A 22,056-nucleotide genomic window follows, 5' to 3' on the forward strand; every position below is an offset into this window, starting at 1 on the left:
TTGCCAGTTCCGGCGTAGATGGCGACGGACTTCACGGTGCGGGGCGGCACGATGGAGCTGATTGACCGTCACGCCGAGCGCGACACGCTCGACCGGCTCATGGCGGCAATTCGCGCGGGTCAGAGTCAGGCCTTGGTGGTGTCTGGCGAAGCGGGGGTGGGCAAGACCGCGTTGCTTGACTATCTGGCTGCGAATGCGCCGGGATGCCGGCTAGCGCGCGCCGCGGGTGTGCAGTCCGAAATGGAATTGGCATTCTCCGCATTGCACCAGCTGTGTGCGCCGATGCTGGATTCCCTGCAGCTTTTGCCGCCGCCGCAGCGTGATGCCGTGAGCACCGCCCTCGGTATGAGTTCCGGGCCGGTACCCGACCGGTTTTTGGTCGGGCTGGGGGTGTTGAGCCTGCTTTCTGCGATCGCCGAGGAGCGGCCGCTTATCTGTTTGGTCGATGACGAGCAGTGGCTCGACCGCGCCTCTGCGCAAGTCCTTGGCTTCGTTGCCCGCCGTTTGATGGCGGAATCGGTTGGCATGGTCTTCGCGGTCCGGACGGTGAGCAGCGACCTGCAGGGGTTGGCGGAGCTGAGGATCGAGGGGCTGCGGGAGGCGGACGCGCGAGCGCTCCTGGACTCTGTGCTGACTGGGCCGCTCGATTCGCGGGTACGCGATCAGATCCTGGCTGAGACCCAAGGCAACCCGCTGGCATTGCTGGAACTGCCTCGGGGTTTGACTCCCCAGCAGCTGGCCGGCGGATTCGGGGTTCCCAGCGCGGTGCGGTTGGCGGGCGCCATCGAGGAGAACTTCCACCGGCGGGTCGAGGCTCTACCGGAGAACACCCGGCGCCTGCTGGTGATCGCGGCGGCCGAACCGGTCGGCGACCTCGCACGGATGTGGGGGGCCGCGGCGCGTCTGGGAATCGACGCAGAGGCGACCACGCCGGCGGTCGCGGCGGGCCTGATCGACTTCGGGACGCGTGTTCAGTTTCGGCATCCCCTCGCGCGCTCGGCGGTATACGGTTTTGCGTCCCCGCGGGAGCGGCAAGAGGCACATGCGGCTCTTGCCGCGGTCACCGATCCGCAGCGAGATCCCGATCGGCGGGCCTGGCACCGGGCCCATGCCGCGCCCGGACCGGACGAGGCCGTGGCGGCGGAACTGCAACGGTCGGCGGGACGGGCGCAAGCGCGCGGCGGCGTGGCTGCCGCGGCGGCGTTCCTCGAGCGCGCCACGATGCTGACTTTGGACCCCGCGCGTCGCACGGAGCGAGCGCTGGGTGCCGCGGGTGCGAATCTGCGGGCTGGCGCTTTCGACACGGTGCGCCAATTGCTGTCCATCGCGGAGGCCGGAGCGACCACTGACATGGAGCAGGCTCGTATCGACCTGATTGGAGCCGACCTCGCATTCGTCACCAACCGGGGCAGCGACGCGCCGTCACTTCTGCTGAAGGCCGCGGGCCGACTCGAACCAATCGACGTAGACCTTTCACGCGCGACTTACCTTCAGGCGTTTACGGCTGCGATCTTGGCCGGTCATCTGGCGCTCGGCGGTGGTGTGCACGAGGTGGCGCGCGCCGCTGGGGCCGCACCGCCGCCGCGCCGCGCAGCACGTGCGCCCGACCTTCTCCTGGAAGGTCTCACAGTGCACTTCGACCGAGGATATGAGGCGGGCCTGCCGATACTGCGGAAGGCACTGGACGCCTTCGGTATTCGCATGTCGGTCGACGAGCAGCTGCGCTGCCATTGGATAGCCGGCGTCGTGGCGCCGCACCTTTGGGATGACGATCGCTGGGAAGTGCTTTCTGAGCGGCACATCCAACTCGCGCGCGGCGTCGGTGCGCTGAGCGAACTGCCTCTGGCCCTCAGTCTGCGCGCGGTCATGATGGTGTTCACGGGGAATATGACCGGGGCAGCCTTACTCATCGGGGAGCATCAGGTCGCGATCGATGCAACCAACAACTACGTCTCCAACCCCGCTGAAGTAGTTTTGGCGGCTTTGCGGGGCCGACAAGTCGAGGCGGCCGGGCTGATCGACGCAGCCATCAGGGAGGCGAGCCTTCGAGGTGAAGGCATCGGGATCGTCCTGGCCGAGTGGGCGAACGCCGTGCTGAACAATGGCCTCGGTAGCTACGAGCGCGCGATGCAGGCCGCGCAGCGCGCCGCCGCCCAGTCGGTCGAACTGGTGGTGCGGGGCTGGGCGGCGGTCGAGCTCGTCGAGGCGGCAGTGCGCAGCGGACACCGTCCAGTCGCCGACGACGCACTGCGCCTGCTGGCCGAGAGGACCACACCCAGCGGCACTGATTGGGCGCGCGGCGTCGAGGCCCGTTCGCGCGCGCTGTTGAGGGAGGGTGACGCCGCGGAAAGCCTCTATCTCGAGTCGATCGAGCGTCTGGGCTGCACTCGCATGCGGGTGGATCTCGCCCGGGCTCACCTGCTCTATGGCGAATGGCTGCGCAGGGAGCGCCGCCGTATTGATGCGCGGGCACAGCTTCGCATCGCCCACGACATGTTCGAGTTAATTGGAATGGAAGCTTTCGCGCAGCGGGCCAGGCGTGAGCTACAGGCCACCGGTGAAACGGCCCGCAAACGCACGATCGCCAGCGGCCATCAGCAGCTCACGGCCCAGGAGGCCCAGATCGCGCGGCTGGCCCGCGAGGGGCTTTCGAATCCAGAGATAGGCGTCCGGCTGTTCATCAGCGCGCGCACCGTCAAATATCACCTGACGAACATATATACCAAGCTCGGCATCAGCTCGCGCAGCCAGCTCGACCGTGTATCACCGAGCTGAGCGGCCAAACGGCTCCGACCAGAACGCGATTGTCCAATCTCACTGGCCGCTGGCCGGTGCGAATGCATCCCCACTTGGCTCACGATGACCAACAACACCGACGTGCTATTACGCCAGCATCGGTTTTGGAGGAAGCCATGAGTGAACTTCTAAACCTCAAGACCCGTCCTGCCAGCCAATTTGGCGGGTCTCTCGATGGTGGACACTTGCGCGCCGAGTGTCGTCGGCTGATTGCCCAGCGGGCGGCGTTGCGGCGGTTGGCGGGGTTGGTGGCTGGCGGGGTGGGGCCGTGTGAGGTGTTTGGCGCGGTGGCTGATGAGATGTGTCGATATGCCGGCGGGGAGTGCGCGGGACTGTACCGCTATGAGAGCAGCGGGGAGATTACGTTGATGGCCGGTGCTTACCATGCCGCTGCCAGCCCGGTGCAGTGGCCGGTGGGCACGCGGACACCGATCGCGGGCAACACCCTGGCCTCGACGGTGCTGGCCACCGGTCGCCCGGCGCGGATGGACAGCTATGAAAATGTCGCCGGGGCGCTGGCGGCGCAGGTCCGTGCGATCGGGGTGCGCGCGGCCGTCGGGGTGCCGGTCATCGTCGATGGCCGGGTGTGGGGACTGGCCACTGTCGGGACGCATCGACCCGGCCCGATGCCCGCCGACGCCGAGGTGCGCATCACCTGTTTTGCTGAGCTGGCCGCCACTGCGGTGGTGGCCGGGTATCGCGACGAGCAGAAACAACAGCTGCTCGCCGAGGCCTCTCAACGGTTGCATCGGGCCGCCGATGGTGAGCGCCGACGCATCGAACGCGATCTGCACGACGGCGCCCAGCAGCACCTGGTCACCCTGGCGCTGCACGCGCTGGAAGCCGAAGCCTGCGCACCGGCCGAACTGGGCGAGCTCAAGAACCAATTGTCGCGCCTCGTGTCGGGATTGGCCGAGGTGTCGCTGGAGCTGCAGGAAATCTCGCGCGGCATCCCGCCGGCGATTCTGACCAAGGGCGGACTGGGCGCCGCGCTGGCGCAGTTGGCGCGCCGCTCACCGGTGCCCGTCCAGCTTGACGTCAACCTGACCGCCACGCTGCCCCAACCCCTGCAGATCGCGGCCTACTATTTGGTGGCCGAGGCGCTGACCAACACCGCCAAACACGCCCACGCCCACACCATCGAGGTCCACCTCCACACCGACCACACCGACACCGGCACCGGGCAATCCGGTGATCCGGTGCTGCGGGTCTGGGTGACCGACGACGGCCGCGGCGGCGCGAACCCCCACGGCGGCTCCGGGCTGGACGGGCTCAACGACCGGATACACGCCCTAGGCGGACGACTCTGGCTACACAGCCCCCCCGAAGCCGGCACCACCATCCGCGCCGAACTCCCACTCACCCAACCCTCCGCACCCCCAGGCCGGTTCGGCTAATCACCCGCCGCACCCCAAACACCGGCCCACCAGAACCCCGCCAACCACGTTGGCGGAGCGCATGATTCACAATTCTGTTGCCCGCGCGATCAACCGGCGTTCGTGGTCGTCGTCGCCGAGGTTCGGCTGTCGGCGGCCGAGGCGCTGCCCCGGATCGCGTGCACGCTGGGCACCATCGACATGTATTCCGCATAGATTGGCGGATGCGTACAATTACGGCACTGCAGCCGCAGTCCAGCAACGGTAGGCGGGACACCCCGTGGGGCCTTCAACCGGCGTCTTTGATCTCGGCGGCCACCGGCTCGCAACTCCGCCGATTCGGGGCCGGGCGCGCGAGTTGAAGGTGATCAATGCGCTGCTGGCAAGGCTGGTCCAGGGCCATGGGGGCATTCTGGTCATCGAGGGGCCACCGGGCATCGGGAAGAGCCGGTTGCTGACCGAGGTGATGGCGCTGGCCGACCAGTCCGGGGTGCGCACTTTGTTGGGTGAGGCATTCGAATATCAGCAGACGGTGCCGTTTTTCTCGCTGTTTATGGCGACGCTGCGCGCCGATCCCCCGGTCGGAGATGCCGACGCGCTGCGGCGGCTGGGCGGGTCGTCCGATCTGCGCTATTGGGTGGTGCACGATTTGGCCGACGCGATTCATGCGGCGGCGGCGCAAACTCCGCTGGCGATTGTGCTCGAGGACATCCACTGGGCCGATAACTCCACGCTGTTGGCGCTGCGATCGCTGGCCACTACGCGCCCGGACGCGCCGGTGCTGTGGGTTCTGACCGCCCGCACCGGGGCCGGCGGGCCGGCGGTGCAGGAAACCCTGTCGGTGCTCGACCGCGCAAACGCGACATTCGTGCGACTGGCGGCCATGAAGCAGGAAGGGGTCGCCGACATGGTGGAGGACGCGGTGCGGGCGAGGGCGGATTGGTCGCTGCTGAATCTGGCCGCCAAGGCGCACGGAAACCCATTCCTGCTTATGGAGCTCGTCGGGGGTCTGGGCGAGGAGGGCCGGCTCAATATCAGCGGTGGCCGTGCGGTGGTCACCGGAGACGAGCTGCCGCGGCGGCTGGGCGCCAGTATGCAGCAGCGACTTGACCGGCTCTCCAGCGATGCTGGCGAGGTAGTGCAGGTGGCTTCAGTGTTGCCGGACCGGTTCTCGGCTGGCCTGCTGGCCAAGATGCTGGACCGTCAGCCTACGTCGTTGCTCTCCGCGGTCGGGGAAGCGGTGCGCGCGGATCTGCTCGTCGAAGACGGTGAGCGGCTGAGGTTTCGGCACGACTTGCTGCGTGAGTCCGCCCGGCAGTCGTTGCCGCAGTCGCTGCGGCGCGCCATGGAGCGCCAAGCGGCGTCGATCATGCTCAGTATGGGCGCGGCACCGGCCGAGGTGGCCACCCAGCTGGCGCGCAGCGCCGAGCCCGGAGACGTGGAGGCGATCGGCGCCCTGCGGCAGGCCGCGCAATCAGTTGGCCACACTGATGCGAGCGCGGCCGCGGACTTGAGCAAGCGCGCGTTGGAGCTGTTGCCTGCCGAAGACCCTGAGCATGGGTCGCTGGTCGCCGAAACGGTGGGGTTGCTCAACCAGGCCAGCCGCTATGAGGAGGCCGAGGAGTTGGCCGTTGCGGCGCTCTCGGCGGCGTCGCCCCAACAGGAGGAGGCCGAGATTCGCCTGCGCCTGGCCACGTTCACAGTGCACAGTGCACAGCGGCGCGTCGAGGAGAATCGTCGAGCGTTGCAGTTGGGCGAGATCAGCGAGGTGACCCGGGCGCGGCATCTGGCGTGGCTGGCCTACAACCTGATGGTGAACGACCGAGGTGGGGAACGGCGCGAGGCGGCCAAGGAGGCCGCCGCGGCCGCGGCATCGACCGGTGATCTCGAATCGAAAATCGTGGCCGACCTCACCTTCGCTTTGGTCGACGGTGGCGACGGGTACGTGGGCCGCTCGCTACGCCGCCTCGAGGAGCTTTGCGCGCTCGCCCGCACGAGTGATGCGACCGCCGCTCATGACTTGGCCGCAATCAACTTCGCGATCCTGCTGGTGGTGGTCGGCCGGTTGGACGATGCTGCGGCCCAAGTCGCCGACGGAATGGAGCAAGCCCGCCGGGCAGGCAACGCGATGGTCCTTGATATGTGGACCTTGATTGACGGGTTTGTCCACCTCGCTGCTGGCCGGTTGTCTGCCGCGCGCGCCGCGGCCGAATCCCCGTCGCGCCCAGAACGGACAGCCGCGACCCAACTATACCTGCTGCGGATGGCCATTCTCGCCGAGGTGGCGGTGCGCACCGATGACCGAAACTTGTTGCAGCAGAAGGTCAATGACGCGCGCGACGCCTACTCCAGCGGCACGTCTTTCGTAGGTCGGGGAGCGGCGCATGTGCTGGCGCTGGCGGCATGGATGCGCGACGACGTCCATGACGCGATGCGCTGGCTCGGCGACATCACGCTGTTCGACTCACCACTCTGGCCCCAGGTCCTAGATCAGGTGATCTTGGGTGCGCGGGTGGCGTCGGCGGCCGGTGATGCCGGCTTGCGCGCGCGTGTCCTACACGCCACGGACCTGCTCGAGCGAGAGGACCCGGCGATCCCGTTGTTCGCCGGGGTGGCCGGATATGCCCGCGGGATACTCGAACATGACGCCGCAACATTGGTGGCTGCCGCGGACCTGCTTCGGGCGGCGTCGCGGCCGCTTCTGTACGCCGCGGCTGCCGAGGACGCCGGCGCTGAACTCGCACACACCGGTCGTCGTGACGAGGCGCTGGACCAGCTCAATGCCGCATTCGACACCTACCTGCACCACCAAGCGCTCACCGATGCGCGCCGGGTGGGCCGCCAGTTGCGCCGGCTCGGTGTGCAACGGCGCATCGTCAGCCACCCGCGAGCCAAAACGGGCTGGGACAGTCTCACCGACTCCGAGCTCACAGTTCTCAACCTGATCGCCCAGGGCGTCACCAACCGCGACGTCGCCGCGCAGCTGCACCTTTCCCTGCATACGGTGAAAAACCACGTCCACAATGCGTTCGCCAAGCTGGGCATCAACTCCCGCGCCCAATTGCCGCAGCTCATGCCCGCGCCAGATTGACCAGCCCATCACACACAGGATCCGCTTAGCGTTGCTTGGTCGGGGTGAAGTTCATAATCTCCACACACGATCTCCACACACGGCGATCCCTCGCTATCAGCACCTCGAGCTACGGCCGAGGTCAATTCAAGCCAGCTTCTGAATGGGGAAGCTCGCTACTACTAGATCCATGCGGCCCTAAACATGAATCCTCGGCCCATGGTGCTGGGCTGCCCGCGCGGCGACCGTAGTAGTCACCAACCAATTGCGTTCCCACTCGAACGACGGCCGAGGCTAGGCCCGATACCGCGCTGGTGAGCACACGAGGAGAAGAGCGAAAGATGTTGAGTGCAACGCTTGGGATGCTGGCGATGCTGCCGGTGGTCTTTGGTGTCGCCGGGTACGCGATGGTGCGCCGATGACTCCATATTCGCCTAGCTCGGTCGCCGAATCACCAAGTAGCACTATCGATCCCGATGTACGGGCAAGACGCGCCAACGACGGCGAACCGAACGCAGGGCGTCGAGCTGACCTGACATTTGATGAGGATGCGGTGGACGGACTAACCGCCGAGGACTTCCCTGCCGAACTCGACGAGAACCCCCCCGCCAAGCTGTACACCGAGTATCGCCGGCTGGTCGCCGAGCAGGACGCGTTGCGGCGGTTGGCGGCGTTGGTGGCTGGGGGGGTGGGGCCGTGTGAGGTGTTCGACGCGGTGGCTGATGAGATGTGTCGGTATGCCGGCGGGCAGTGCGCCGGTCTGTACCGCTACGAGACCAGCACCGGCGAAATTACGTTGATGGCCGGTGCTTACCATGCCGCGGCGGCCCCAGCGCAGTGGCCGGTGGGCACCCGCACACCGATCGCGGGCAACACCCTGGCCTCGACGATGCTGCGCACCGGTCGCCCGGCGCGGATGGACAGCTACGACAACGTCGCCGGGCCGATCGCCGCACGAGTCCGAGCGGTCGGCGTGCGCGCGGCGGTGGGGGTGCCGGTCATCGTTGACGGCCGGGTGTGGGGACTGGCCACCGTCGGAACGGCTCGACGCGGCCCGATGCCCGCCGACACCGAGGTCCGCATCACCCGCTTCGCCGAACTGGCCGCCAGTGCTCTAGTAGCCGGTTACCGCGACGAGCAGAAACAACAGCTGCTGGCCCAGGCGTCTCAACGGTTGCATCGGGCCGCCGATCGTGAGCGTCGGCGCATCGAACGCGATCTGCACGACGGCGCCCAGCAGCACCTGGTCACCCTGGCGCTGCACGCGCTGGAAGCCGAAGCCTGCGCACCGGCCGAACTGGGCGAGCTCAAAGATCAACTGTCGCGCATCGTGTCGGGATTGGCCGAGGTGTCGCTGGAGCTGCAGGAAATCTCGCGCGGCATCCCGCCGGCGATTCTGACCCACGGTGGACTGGCCGCCGCGCTGGCGCAGTTGGCGCGCCGCTGCCCGGTGCCGGTGGACCTGGACATCGCGCTGACGGCCACGCTGCCCCAACCCCTCCAGATCGCCGCCTACTACTTGGTGGCCGAGGCGCTGACCAACACCGCCAAACACGCCCACGCCGACACCATCGAGGTAAACCTCCACACCGACACCGGGCAATCCGGTGATCCGGTGCTGCGGGTGGTGGTGACCGACGACGGCCGCGGCGGCGCGGACCCCCACGGCGGCTCCGGGTTGGTCGGGCTCACCGACCGGATACAAGCCCTGGGCGGACAGCTGTGGCTACACAGCACCCCCGGCGCCGGCACCACCATCCGCGCCGAACTCCCACTCACCCAACCCCCCACACCCCCGGCCGGTTCGGCTGCTCAAGTGAGACGTGCAACCAACACTGACCCGACTAGATCAGGCTAACCATGATGACGGGGTCCACGATTCACCCGATGTCCTGTGCCGCTGAGCGGCGCCGCAGTCCAGAGTCGCCTCCCGCAGAGTGCGTCTGCATCCAACCGCGTTCATCTACGAGAAAGCCTTGCAGTAGTGTGCTATTCCTGGCGACGACGCGGTGGCAGCGCTCGGCGCGCAATTCGTCTAAGCCTTACGCTTTCAGAATCTCTGGATGGTCAGATTCTCGACCTTGTCACGGTCGATGGCGTAGCCAAGGCCCGGCTTGCGAGGAGCGGCGATGAAGCCCTCGCCGTCGACGACGGGAAGGTCCGCGTCGGCCATACCCATACTCAACATGTTCTGCGGCACCATGATCTCTGCGAACTCGCAGTTTCGCACGGCAAGAGCCACATTCAGGTACATGGCCAGATTGAGCGTGGGTCCATAACTGTGAATCTCATAGTTGAGGCCGAAGGCCTCGCACGCATGGGCTGCCTTCATCAGCTGCGTGACGCCACCCGAGTATTCGGCGAGGGTACGGACATAGAAACCGACACCAGTTGTCAAATACTCACGCAGCGCAGGGAATCCGGCGAAGTTCTGCTCTCCAACGGCCAGTGGCACGCTGAGCTTGCTCGCAAGGACCGCCAGCCCTTTCAGATCGAGGTCCGAGATCGGGTTCTCAAACCAATAGAAGTTGAGACCCTCCAGAACCTTGCCCACCGCCAGCGCGTCGGGCACCGAGTACGCGCACACTGGGTCGATCATCAGGTCGATATGTGGGAACTCCTGCCTGATCGCCTGGGCCAGTTCGATATCCCGTCGGGCCTCGCGGAAGGGGTGAAACTTCACCGCGGTGAATCCTTCCGCAACAGCGGCGCGGATAGCGTCGAGGTAGCCCTCGATCGTCGAATAGGCGACGGTGCTGGCGTACGCCCGGATCTTGTGGCGATGCGCGCCAAGGTATTTGTACAGCGGTAAATCGGCCGCTTTCGCGTTGATGTCCCATAGACAGGCGTCGGCTGCGGCAAGGGCAGGTGGATTCGAATACGGCGGCAGGGCATTTGTCATCTCATGGCTTAGGGCCGCGACATCATAGGTGTCCCTTCCGACGAGGATCGTCCTCGCGACCTCGGCAGCGTGTTCGACCGCCTTGGCCGGGATCAGATAGCTCACGTAGTGTCCGTCAATGCCTTCTTCGGTCGAGATCGAGACGAGTACCAGTTGGGGCATCGTGTCCACCGCTCCCTGCGTGGGAATCACGGTCTCGTCGAGTTCGGTGCGCAGGATGGACAGCTGAACATCCTTGATCTTCATCGCAATTGACTTCCCTTCCGGAATGGGGCTATCCGTTAGCTAGCGGAAGTCACCTGTTCGCAGCCCGCTTCTTTGAGGCTGGCGACGTCCTTGAATCCGCAGACCGCCAAACATAGATCCAGCTCGGCAAGGAAGGATTTCAGGTAGTGAGCCAAGCTCTCCGTTCCGCCGTACGACAGGGCGTAAACGTAAGGGCGGCCGATCCCCACGGCGGTCGCTCCCAGAGCCAACGCGATGACGGCGTCTGTCGCGTCGCGTACCCCGGAGTCGAACATGACTGGGGTGGAGCCGGCGGCGGCAACGACTCGCGGCAGTAGCTGTATCGCGGGTATCGCCGAATTCGCCTGACGGCCACCATGGTTGGTGCAGTACAACACATCGGCGCCGCAATCAATCGCAATGCGGGCATCGTCGGGGTGCTGTATTCCCTTCACCGCGATGGGAAGCTGGGTTTGGGTCCGGATCCAACGCAGATCCTCCCAGGTCACCGGGTGCTGAAAGATCTTGCCGTAGTGCTCAAGAGCAGCGGACTGATCCTCGTGCGGTGGCTTCGCCAGATGCTTGGTGAAATTCTCATCGGAGTAATAGTTCTGCATGCAGAAGCCGCGGAACTGCGGAAAGTTTCCGCGCTCCAGATCGGCAGGCCGGAAGCCAAGAGCCCAGGTATCAACGGTGAGCACTAAGCCGGAATAGCCACTGGCCTCAGCACGATTGATGAAGCTGGCCGCCAGTTCCCGGTCCCCGGGTAGGTACAACTGAAAGAAGCTTGGGGTGGTGCCAGTCTGTTTGATGACATCCTCCATCGGCGCCTGCGAGAACGTCGATAGCGTGAACGGCACACCTGTAGCGGCCGATGCACGCGCGGCGGCCACGTCACCCTGAAAATCAGGTGCACACAAGCCGGCCATCCCGACTGGGCACATGAAAATGGGAGAGTCGAGACGCTTGCCGAACAATTCGATCGAGAGATCACGCTGGGGAGGGCTGACCATCATCCTGGGCACGATTCCGTAGTGCGAGAATGCGTCAACATTCGCCCGCTGGGTCCGCCCGTCCCCGCATGCCGACGAAACATACCGGTACACCCAGTCGGGCAGGGCCTCGGATGCCTTCCGCTCGATCGACTCGAAGTCGAACGGATAGCGTGAGTTGATGCCCTTCAATGCATCGGCATAGACGCCGAGTTGAAAGTCTCCAAAGTTATTGGACACGAGGACTCCTCCGTGCGTGGCTGTGTATCGTTCCGACTAGCCCGAGCCTGCGATCCAGGCTTGTTCGTGACCGGGTTCAGGTAGGACACGACCGCCCTCGACGGCGTAATGCGCCGGGCTGCTGACGAACACGACCATTACTCGTTCGGCCGGAATACCGGCGATCCGTGTGACGGCCGCGGCGATCTCGGTGGCGAGACGGGTGGTTTCGGCGTCTGGGTGGCCGGCACGCGTCCATCCACTGACGAGTACCGGGGCGGCTGGGCGGCCGTCGGTGTAGATGGCGTCGGCAGGCAGTTCGTGGAATACGACGTTGACGTAGGTGCTTGGCACGTGGTTGATCGCCGAGTGAAGGCGCGTGATCTCGCCGGCCAGCGCAGTCCTGGTGTCAGTGGTGAGCGTCGATTCGGTCGTGGTGCAGGTGTAGATCGGCATCCTTCCTCCCAACTCTCGGGTCAGCCAAGGTGTGCGGGTTGCGGTTTGGTCGGCACCACGATGACGGTCGGCCCGTCGGCCTCTAGGGCGGTGGTGAACTCACGCACGAGCTCGTCGGTACTGTCCACATTGACCGCCCGACACCCGAAACCCGCTGCAATAGAGGCGATGTCGAGGTCGGGCAGATCCAGTCCCGGCACGCCTGGAGTTTTCTCCAATTCCGCAAACGACTTGAGGATTGAGTACTCGCCGTTGCGCATCACGACGAACACGACCGGCAGACGATGTTGGGCGGCGGTCCATATGGCCTGCACCGAGTATTGGAACGATCCGTCGCCGATGGTGGCCAACACGGTGCGCTTGACTCCCCGGGCGCGGTCTCCCAGCGCGATGCCCACCGCACCGGGAACTCCCCATCCGATACCACCACTGGCAGTGGCGAAGAACGAAGCCGGACGGGTGGTAGGCAGGAATCGGAGTTGTTGGGCCATGGTCGATGTCGATTCCGTCACCAACGGCGAATCGGCGGGTTTGACAGTGCTCAACGTCGACCACACCGCGTCGGGGTCGAGGGGTGCCGATCCCGTCACGTCAACCACTGAGGTGGGTATCTGCCTAGCCGGGACCGACCGGTCACTGTGGTCCTCCACCATGCCGACGATGTCCTGTAATGCCAGCAGGGGATCACCGAGCAGGCTGTCGCCGACCGGCGCGGCGCCCGCCAACTCCGGATCGGCAGTGATCTGGATTAGTTCGGTCCCCTCGGGTAGGTACTCGCCAGCCACATAGGGGTAGTAACGAAAGACCTGCGCGCCGATCACAACGACGAGGTCGTGGCCCCGCACAAGCTCTGTCACTCCGGCGATCGTCATCGGCAACTGTCCCTGATATAGCCGGTGATCCTCCGGAAACGACACCCGGTCGGGAAGCGGGCTGCCGTATACGGGCGCCCCGACCTTTTCCGCGAACCGCACGCCGGCCTCCCAGGCGTCGCTTCGGTCGACCTCGGGACCGAACACCAGCAAGGGTCGTTCCGCGCGGTTGATGCGGTCGGCGAAACAGCACAGTCGCTGGGTGTCGGGGCCGACCCGGTGGCTCACCGCGCGGACGACGGCAGGACCCAACGCGGGTTTCTCCCAATCGTCAAGTGGGATCGACAGGAACACCGGCCCCGCCGGTGGCTGAAGCGCCACCGCATATGCGCGCATGAACGCCGCAGGCACATCCTCGGCACGTGCCGGTTGATAGGCCCACTTGACCCACGGCTGCGGAAACACGGTTTCATCGCGGTTTGTCAAATACGGTTCGCACAAGACCATTTCACGCGTCTGCTGACCCGCTGTGACGATTAGCGGGATGTTGCCCTTGTAGGCTGCTACCAGGCTGCCCATCGCATTGCCGAGTCCCGCACTGGTGTGCACGTTGACCAATGCGGGCCTGCCGGTCGATTGTGCGAACCCGTCGGCCATTGCCAGCACCGACGCTTCCTGCAATCCCAAGACATAACTGAAATCGTCGGGAAAGTTCTTCAAGAAGGTCTCTTCGGTGGACCCGGGATTACCGAACACCGTCGTCAAACCAAGCGCACGAAGCAGGTCATAGGTCACATCCTGGATGGTCTTCACTGTTGACATCAGTCAATCTTCCTTTCGTTCGTCGAGCATCGAAACGCGTTGTCATGATGAGCAATTGACACCACGTAGATCTGAGACGCTGTCGATGTACTTCGTGACAACGTCAAACATCGATCGCTGTAGTCGATGACAACCGCCACTGGCCAGCCGGCCACCTCGATGCGCGAACCAATGATCACGGTGCGATGACTCGCAGGCCGAAATGTTCGGCGACGTCGGTGACGTGGGACGTGGGACGTGGGACGTGGGACCAACATATGCTTGCGCCACGGGGACATCGTCGACACCGCACCCACGACTAGCTCGATGCTCGACAGGAAGTAAGCGGCGCCGTCGACAGCGATCCTGCCTTCTGTCTGGTTCGGGACGAGCTACGGCCGAGGTCAAATCGAGCCAGCTTCTGAATGAGGAAGCTCGCTACTACTAGATCCATGCGGCCCTAAAGCATGAATCCTGGGCCCATCGTGTTGGGCTGCCCGCGCCGGCCGCGCCGTCAGCCTCGCGCCCTCAATGGGCGCAATTTCGTGGTAATCGGGATCAGTGACGGTAGTCATCGCTGACCTCTCCTCGGCGCGAATCCATTTGTCTCCTCGAAAGGCATCGATCTGTGCGGCCGCCTAAGGCCCTCGACGGGAGGAACGGCTACGCCGACCGCAGCTTCCAGAGTTGCAGTCCTTGACTGAACATGTCGTGAGTGCTAACAGCCTTTGGCGTTGTATCGCGGCGGCGCAACTGGGGGCGCTAGCTGGAACTTGCGTTGCCTTGCCAGCCGTAAGAGGCCAGCCAACGAGGGACGTACACAGGTAACGACGTGGGCTTGGGGTCATCAGCGGCCAACAAGAGGCCAATTGAAGCTAGCCGGGGGCAGTAATGCCGTTGCCGCGCAGTGATGTTAAGCGATAGCGCGGAAGATATGGGCTCGGCAACCCGCGAGCCTCAGTCTCGAGAAGGCAAGGTGTGATGGAAAGAGACAAGGCTGATCGCGTGAATCAGCAGCGTGCTGGCGAAGCGCCATACTTCAGGGCGCTGGCTACGCAGCAAGCGGCGTTGCGGCGGGTCGCCACGCTGGTTGCGCGCGGCGTCAGCCCGTCGGAACTGTTTCCGACAGTCGCCGCGGAAATGGCGCGATGCCTTGACGTACGTCACGCGGTGGTATGCGCTTTCGAGCCCGACGATGCACTGACCATCGTCGGCGCGTACGACGAGGATCGCCCGGCGAAGCTCCGGCTGGGAGAACGCCTTGCGTTGGACGGCGACAGCATCGCAACGCGGGTGCTGAGCAACGGTCGCCCCGCACGAATCGAAATTCGCGACCACACCCCAGGTTCCGTTGCAGGCTGGGTCCGCGAGCTCGGGCTGCCGTGGCGGGTAGGTGCGCCGATCGTTGTGAATGGACGGATATGGGGGCTGGCGGTAGTCGGGTCGCCATTGCCGCAACCCCTGCCGCTGGATACGGAGGCGCGTATCGGCGAGTTCGCCGATCTGGTGGCGACCGCGATCGCGGCTGCGACCACCCGCGCCGCATTGGAGGCCAGCCTGGACCGGATCAGTTTGCTCGCCGAGCAGCAGGCGGCATTGCGGCGGGTGGCGACAATAGTGGCCTGTGAGCTGGCCCCGACTCAGGTGTTCGCCGCGGTGGCCGAGGAAATGGCCCGGTGTATGCGGGTCCAGAACGCGGCGGTACTACGTTACGGAGCCGATGGCGCGGCCACGATAGTGTGCCGCAACGACCCGCAAACGGCGGCAGCCGCGGCTGAGCGGTACTCGCCCGAGGTCGACCACATCGCCGCGGTGGTGTTGGCCACTGGTCAGCCGGCGCGCGTCGAGAGCCACAACAGACACGCGGTCGCGGCGCCGATTGTTGTAGATGGTCGAGTATGGGGATTGGCCGTCGTTGCCTCCGCAGCCTCACAGCCGTTGCCCCCCACCACAGAGGACCACATCGGTGGCTTCGCGGATCTGGCCGCCACCGCGATCCGCAACACTGCCGTGCGCGCCGAACTGCACGCGTCGCGCCAGCGGGTCGTCACGGCCGCCGATGACGCACGGCGCCAGCTGGAACGCGACCTGCACGATGGCGCCCAGCAGCGGCTGGTCGCGCTGGCGATTGAAGCGGGCACGGCGAAAGCGCTGGTGCCCCCCGAACTCGATGACCTCACGAACAGGCTGTCCAGAATCGTGTCGGGTGTGATCGACGTTTCAGAAGAAGTTAGCGTTCTCTCCCACGGGATTCGGCCGGCCATCCTGGCCAGGGGCGGATTGGGTCCGGCACTCAAGACGATGGTGCGCCGCTGCGGCATCGATTCGGTGACTCTCGATCTCGGTCTCGATAGACGGTTGCCCGAATCTGTCGAAGTTGCGGCGTATTACGTTGTGGCTGAAGCGCTGGCGAATGCCGCCAAACACGCCCAGGCATCCGAGATAACCGTGCGTGCAGTAGATAACGGCGACACCCTCGAAATCTCCATTTGCGACAACGGTATCGGCGGAGCCGACTTCAGCAACGGATCCGGGCTTATCGGCCTGACAGATCGCGTCGAGGCGCTTGACGGGCGTCTCGACGTCGTCAGTCCACCCGAAGTGGGGACATCGCTGTCCGTTAGCATCCCCGTCGACCGCCGTTGACGACGCTCGCGTTCTTCCAACTAAAGCTAGCAGGGTATGCGAGATGCAAGCTGCCCCGGCCGGTTACGCCTCCTAATGTCAGCGGCGTTGGCCGTCAGCGGGGACGACTGCTGCCGCTTGAAACGCGAATCTAGGAGCCATGCCCATGATTGGCCGGCTCCCCCCTATTGAGTGCCTGAGCGGCCGCGCAATGAACGTTCAAGGAGACATATGGATTCGCCCCTGTCCCGGCCCAACGCTGAATTTCTTCAAGGGAATGCCCTCCGGATGAGGCAAGAGAGGCAAGGATCGTGACCACCGTATTTCCACATTTACCTGATGCATTGGCCACGCCTAGCGTCAATCGCGGCGTCGGGTTCACTCATGAGCAGCGCCGCGAGCTCGGTCTGACCGGCCGGCTTCCCTCCGGAGTGCTGTCCCTGGAGCAGCAAGCAGAACGGGTGTGGCAGCAGCTGCAAAGGCTTGGCACCGATTTGGACCGCAATCTGCTTCTCGATCAGCTGCGCAGCCGTCATGAGGTGCTGTATTTCAAGGTGCTGTCGGATCATCTGACGGAGTTGATGCCGGTGGTGTACACGCCGACGGTCGGGGAGGCGATCCAGGAATTCTCCGACGAGTGCCGCGGTCAGCGGGGCCTCTATCTGTCCATCGACCAACCCGACGAAATCGCCGAAGCCTTCCAGACATTGGGGCTCGCGCCCGACGACGTCGATCTAATCGTGTGCACCGACGCCGAAGCGATCTCGGGCATAGGCGACTGGGGGGTCAATGGCATCGAGATCGCGGTCGGCAAGCTGGCGCTCTACACTGCCGGCGGCGGCATCGACCCGCGGCGCACGATCGCGGTGTCCCTGGATGTCGGCACCGACAACGAGCAATTGCTGAACGACCCGTTCTACCTGGGCAATCGGCATCTCCGGCGGCGTGGAGCCGCATACGACGAGTTCCTCGAGAACTACATTCAAACCGCAGATCGGTTGTTTCCCAACGCGATACTGCATTTCGAGGACTTCGGTCCGACGAATGCGCGTGCCATCCTCGACATGTATGTCGCAGACTACTGCGTGTTCAACGATGATGTGCAGGGCACCGGCGCGGTGGTGATGGCCGCCCTGTATTCGGCGGAGAAGGTCACCGGCATCGCAATGAGCGACCAGCAGGTGGTTGTGTTCGGCGCCGGCACCGCCGGGCTGGGTATCGCCGACCAGATTCGCGACGTCATGGTGTCGAATGGCGCAACCGTCGAGCAGGCCTATGCGCGGATCTGGCCAATCGACAAGCCCGGCTTGCTGTTTGACGATATGGACGACCTACATGAATTTCAGAAGCCCTATACAAAGAACCGCGCGAAGCTGGGTGTGGGCGCCGCAGAGCGGGTGGGGCTGCTCGACGCCATCAAGATGGTCTCACCCACCATCCTGCTGGGATGCTCCGCTGTGCACGGCGCCTTCACCCGGGAGGTCGTCGAGGCGATGGTCGCTTCAACCCCGCGGCCGGTGATCATGCCGCTGTCCAACCCGATATCTCTGCTGGAAGCCATGCCGGCAGACTTGCTGGCCTGGTCGGACGGCAAGGCGCTGGTGGCCACAGGCAGTCCAATCGCGCCGGTGGAACACGACGGCACCTCCTACCGAATTGGCCAAGCCAACAACGTGCTGGTATTCCCAGGGATTGGACGCGGCATCATCATCGCCGGCGCACAGCGGGTCACCAAGAGGATGCTCGACGCGGCCGCGAAAGCCGTTGCCGGCAAGGCTGACCCGATGGAACCGGGCGCGTCGCTACTGCCCGACATCAAGGATCTACGGGCGACCTCCACGGCGGTCGCCGCGGCGGTCTATCACGCCGCCGTCGAAGACGGCGTGGCTACGAAGAAACACCACGACCTCGTGCGGGCGATCCTCAACACCATGTGGGTACCCGAATATCAAGCTGGAGAAGAGATATGACCGCGACCGCGCAACAAAGTAACCCGCAAAACGCGACGCCCGCCACCTCGGTAGTGATTGTCGGTAGCGGGTTCGCCGGCTTCGAGTGCGCGCGCCGGCTGGCTCGACGGCTACGCAGGGCGCATGCCTCGCACGTGAAGGTGACGATTGTTTCGCCGGTCGACTATATGCAGTACTCGCCCCTGCTGGCCGATGTGGCCGGCGGGCTGATCGACCCGCGGTTTGTCTGCATCCCACTCGCCGGAACCCTCAAGGGCGTCCAGGCGATACGCGGCCGGGTGGACACTGTTGACGTGGATCGGCACGCGTTGACGTTCACCGATCCGGAGGGCGGGGTGCGGACGCTGTCGTGGGATCGGCTGGTACTGACGCCAGGGTCGGTGACCCGGTTGTTCGATATACCCGGGTTGGCCACCCATGCGCGGGGCCTGAAGTCGACGGCCGAGGCGCTGTATCTGCGTGATCATGTGCTGGAGCAGTTGGAACTGGCGCAAATCGACGACGACGAGGCGCGGGCGGCCGCGCGGCGCACGATTGTTGTTGTCGGCGCATCGTATTCCGGTTCCGAGTTGGCGGCGCAGCTGCGCGCCCTTGCCGATGCCGCCGCGAAGCAGAGGGGCTTCGATCGTGACTCGGTGCGGTTTGTGCTGCTGGACCTGGCCGACCACGTGATGCCCGAGCTGGGACTGAAACTCGGTGCTGCGGCGGCGCGTGGGCTGCGCCGTCGCGGCATCGAAGTCCGGATGGGCACGACGCTCAAGGAGGTGTACGCCGATCACGTTGTGCTCAGCGACGGTTCCCGTCTTGACACCCACACCGTGGCGTGGGTGACGGGCGTAACCCCGTCACCGTTGATCGACACGCTGGGCTTGGAAACCGAGCGGGGCCGACTGAAAGTACAAGGCAGCCTACAGGTACCGGGCCATCCCCGCGTGTTCGCCGCCGGTGACGCCGCCGCTGTTCCCGACCTGACCCAGCCCGGCAAGATCACTCCGCCCACCGCTCAGCACGCGATCCGGCAGGGTAAGGTGTTGGCCCGCAACGTCGCCGCCAGTCTCGGTTACGGCAAACCAAAGGACTACCGCCACAGCGACAAGGGATTGGTCGTCGACCTGGGCCCCCGTCACGCCGTCGCCAACCCGCTGGGAGTGCAGCTGTCGGGCTATCCCGCCAAGCTCGTCGCCCGCGGCTATCACCTCTATGCCCTGCCCAGATTCGTCAACCGCTGGGCGGTGGCGCTCGCCTACCTCACCGACGTCTTTTTCCCCCGCACCGTGCTGTCGATGGGGTTGGTTTCGGAGGCTGCCGCTCAATTCACGGCGAGCGAAGGCATTGAGCTACCGAAAGCCGCCGGAGCGGAATGACATTCAACGACTCCATCATGAGGCTGGCGGCCGACGCGCCGCCGGGACTGTTCCCTGCCCGTGAGCAGATGGCGGTGTCGCTGGGATGGCACATCATCCTGGCATGTTTCGGGGTGGCGTTCCCGATGATGATTTTTGTGATGTACCGGCGCGGGATCGTGCGCAACGACAAGGTCGCGCTGCGGCTGGCCAAGCGGTGGTCGAAGGTCACGGCGGTGTTGTTCGCGATCGGCGCGGTGTCGGGAACGGTGCTCAGTTTCGAGATGGGTCTGTTGTGGCCAGGGTTGATGGGCCGTTTCGGCGACGTCCTGGGTCTACCGTTTGCGTTTGAAGGATTGTCCTTCTTCGTTGAGGCCATCTTCTTGGGCATCTTCCTGTATGGCTGGGACCGCATGCGCCCTCGACTGCATTTGCTCATGCTGGTTCCGATCGCGACCGCGGGCATCGTCGGCACTTTTTGTGTCGTGTCGGTGAACGCCTGGATGAACAACCCCACCGGGTTCACGCTCCGCGACGGGGTGGTCGACGACATCAACCCTTGGGCGGTGATGTTCAACGACAGTGTGTGGCTGCAGTTTCTGCACATGTGGGTCGGCGCGTTCATGGTGGTCGGGCTGGTGGTGTCCGGGGTATATGCAGCTGGGTTTCTGCGGGGGCGCAGCGACGCCCATCACCGCCTGGGCTTCACCGTGCCATTCGCGTTCGCCAGCGTGGCCACCCTCGTGCAACCACTCATCGGGCACGTGCTGGGCCTGCAGGCCGGCGCGCACCAGCCGGCCAAACTCGCGGCGTGGGAGCTCGCGGCCATCACCGAGCCAGGGCCCGCACCACTGAAATTCGGTGGGTTTCTGATCGATGGCCAGGTGCGATGGGCATTGGTCATTCCGAAGATTGGTTCGCTCATCTCGCGTGGCTCATATGACGCGGCGGTTCCGGGTCTCGACAGGGTGCCACGAGCCGATTGGCCGCCGGTCAACCTCACGCACTGGTCGTTTCAGTCGATGGTGGGGATCGGCACCCTGCTCGCGTTGGGTGTTCTGCTGTTCTGGGTGGCTCGCCGTCGCGACCGCGACCTGCTGGGCAACCGCTGGTTCTTACGGTTCTGCGTCATCGCGGGACCGCTGGCCATCGCTGCACTCGAACTAGGCTGGGTGACAACGGAAGTGGGCCGTCAGCCGTGGGTTGTATGGCACGTGCTGCGCACTACCGATGCGGCCAGCAAGAGCACCGGAATCTGGTGGAGCTACGCTGGGGTGCTCATCCTCTACACCGGCATGACCATCGCGGCTTACGTGGTGCTGCGGTCGATGGCCGGGCGCTGGCGCGCCGGCGATGAGGACCTGCCAAGCCCGTATGCCCCGGCCGTCGTGGCCGCCCCGTCGCATGGACCGCAATCGGTGCCGGTCCAATGACCCTGGCCAGCGCTGTCTCTGTCGCCATGTTCGTCGGCGTCCTTGCCTATGCTCTCTTCGCCGGGGCCGACTTTGGCTCTGGTTTCTATGATTTGACCGCTGGCAGCGGTATCCGCGGTGCGGAAATGCGGACACTGGTGGACCACAGCATAGGACCGGTGTGGGAAGCCAACCATGTCTGGCTGATCTACGTGCTGGTGACATGGTGGACCGGTTTTCCGGCCACCTTCGCCGCCGCGACAACCACTCTCTTCATCCCGCTCATGCTGGCCTTAGCGGGGATCGTGTTGCGGGGAGCCAATTTCGCCTTCCGTAAGCACGCCGAAACCTTCGGGCAGGCACGGTTTTTCGGCGTGATATTCGCTGCGTCGTCGGTTATCACACCGTTCTTCCTGGGTACAGTGGCCGGGGCGATCGCATCCGGACGGGTACCGGCGAGCGGGTACGGCGACCCGGTCGGCTCCTGGATCAACCCGACATCACTTGTCGGCGGCTGTCTCGCGGTCACCACCTGCATTTTCCTGGCCGGGGTGTTCCTCACTGCCGACGCCGCCCGCACCGGCCACCCGGAATTGGCCCAACGGCTGCGACGACGCACGCTCGTCGTAGGCGTTGCCGCGGGCCTCATCGTGTTCACCGGACTTTTTCCGATCCTGCACGACGCACCGACGCTGAGCCGGGGGCTGCTCGGTGCCGGCCTGCCGCTAGTGGTGCTCGCTGCGGCCGCCGGTATTACCACGATTGTGCTGCTCTATCGCCGAATGTATTCCATTGCACGGGCTTTCGCGGTCACCGCGGTCGGCGCTGTCGTCGCCGCGTGGGGTGTGGCACAGTATCCGTGGATCCTGGTGGATCAGCTCACCATCGCCCAGGCCGCAGGTGCCGGCGCCACCCTGGGCGGACTGCTCGTTGTCGTCGGGCTCGCGGTCGTATTCGTGCTGCCGGCGTTTGGCTACCTACTGCGGCTAACCCAAACAGAGAAGCGGAGCCAAACCTAAGGGCGCTGGTTCGATCCATGCCCAGGAGGTACACCAAT

General features: G+C 64.9%; 13 protein-coding genes. 9 read left to right on the top strand and 4 right to left on the bottom strand.

Going from position 1 to position 22,056, the window contains the following annotated elements; genetic code table 11:
- The first annotated feature begins 18 nt into the window (after positions 1-18).
- The 4 genes from MYCSM_RS20975 to MYCSM_RS20990 all read left to right on the top strand — a co-directional run bounded on the left by MYCSM_RS20975 (position 19) and on the right by MYCSM_RS20990 (position 9,100).
- Complete coding sequence (locus MYCSM_RS20975) at positions 19-2,775, top strand: helix-turn-helix transcriptional regulator (RefSeq protein ID WP_015308174.1); 2,757 nt, start codon at positions 19-21, stop codon at positions 2,773-2,775.
- Positions 2,776-2,912: 137 nt separating this feature from the next.
- Complete coding sequence (locus MYCSM_RS20980) at positions 2,913-4,193, top strand: GAF domain-containing sensor histidine kinase (protein ID WP_015308175.1); 1,281 nt, start codon at positions 2,913-2,915, stop codon at positions 4,191-4,193.
- A 259-nt stretch (positions 4,194-4,452) separates the two neighbouring features.
- Positions 4,453-7,263: a helix-turn-helix transcriptional regulator gene (locus tag MYCSM_RS20985; RefSeq protein ID WP_015308176.1), complete on the top strand. Its 2,811-nt coding sequence runs from the start codon at positions 4,453-4,455 to the stop codon at positions 7,261-7,263.
- 397 nt (positions 7,264-7,660) lie between these two features.
- Positions 7,661-9,100: a GAF domain-containing sensor histidine kinase gene (locus tag MYCSM_RS20990; RefSeq protein ID WP_232425642.1), complete on the top strand. Its 1,440-nt coding sequence runs from the start codon at positions 7,661-7,663 to the stop codon at positions 9,098-9,100.
- A gap of 192 nt (positions 9,101-9,292) precedes the next feature.
- Here the strand turns inward: MYCSM_RS20990 and MYCSM_RS20995 are convergent, their stop codons facing one another.
- The 4 genes from MYCSM_RS20995 to mdlC are packed head-to-tail and all read right to left on the bottom strand — an operon-like array spanning position 9,293 to position 13,670.
- The gene (locus MYCSM_RS20995; RefSeq protein WP_015308178.1) at positions 9,293-10,390 is read right to left on the bottom strand and encodes a mandelate racemase/muconate lactonizing enzyme family protein; all 1,098 of its coding nucleotides are present in this window, start codon (positions 10,388-10,390) and stop codon (positions 9,293-9,295) included.
- 35 nt (positions 10,391-10,425) lie between these two features.
- The gene (locus MYCSM_RS21000; RefSeq protein WP_015308179.1) at positions 10,426-11,601 is read right to left on the bottom strand and encodes an alpha-hydroxy-acid oxidizing protein; all 1,176 of its coding nucleotides are present in this window, start codon (positions 11,599-11,601) and stop codon (positions 10,426-10,428) included.
- Between the two features lie 36 nt (positions 11,602-11,637).
- Positions 11,638-12,036 (bottom strand): tautomerase family protein, encoded by a 399-nt coding sequence (locus tag MYCSM_RS21005; protein ID WP_015308180.1) that lies wholly within the window; start codon positions 12,034-12,036, stop codon positions 11,638-11,640.
- A gap of 20 nt (positions 12,037-12,056) precedes the next feature.
- Positions 12,057-13,670 carry a benzoylformate decarboxylase gene (gene mdlC / locus MYCSM_RS21010; protein WP_015308181.1) on the bottom strand — a complete coding sequence of 538 codons (1,614 nt, stop codon included), beginning with the start codon at positions 13,668-13,670 and terminating at the stop codon, positions 12,057-12,059.
- Between the two features lie 984 nt (positions 13,671-14,654).
- On the opposite strand from mdlC, the gene MYCSM_RS21020 reads away from it, so the two are divergent.
- The 5 genes from MYCSM_RS21020 (at position 14,655) to MYCSM_RS21040 (ending at position 22,018) form a co-directional block, all read left to right on the top strand.
- Positions 14,655-16,295, top strand: a complete 1,641-nt coding sequence (locus MYCSM_RS21020) for a sensor histidine kinase (protein WP_198344960.1) — start codon at positions 14,655-14,657, stop codon at positions 16,293-16,295.
- Between the two features lie 290 nt (positions 16,296-16,585).
- Positions 16,586-18,244: an NAD-dependent malic enzyme gene (locus tag MYCSM_RS21025; RefSeq protein ID WP_015308184.1), complete on the top strand. Its 1,659-nt coding sequence runs from the start codon at positions 16,586-16,588 to the stop codon at positions 18,242-18,244.
- Positions 18,241-19,608, top strand: a complete 1,368-nt coding sequence (locus MYCSM_RS21030; protein WP_015308185.1) for an NAD(P)/FAD-dependent oxidoreductase — start codon at positions 18,241-18,243, stop codon at positions 19,606-19,608. Before MYCSM_RS21025 ends, MYCSM_RS21030 begins: the two co-directional genes overlap by 4 nt.
- Entirely contained in the window at positions 19,605-21,020 is a 1,416-nt protein-coding gene (locus MYCSM_RS21035) for a cytochrome ubiquinol oxidase subunit I (protein ID WP_015308186.1), read from the top strand. The genes MYCSM_RS21030 and MYCSM_RS21035 overlap by 4 nt, the downstream gene beginning before the upstream one ends.
- Positions 21,021-21,046: 26 nt before the next feature.
- Complete coding sequence (locus tag MYCSM_RS21040; RefSeq protein WP_232425824.1) at positions 21,047-22,018, top strand: cytochrome d ubiquinol oxidase subunit II; 972 nt, start codon at positions 21,047-21,049, stop codon at positions 22,016-22,018.
- Positions 22,019-22,056: the final 38 nt, after the last annotated feature.

It is taken from the genome of Mycobacterium sp. JS623 (assembly GCF_000328565.1).
GTDB lineage: Bacteria > Actinomycetota > Actinomycetes > Mycobacteriales > Mycobacteriaceae > Mycobacterium.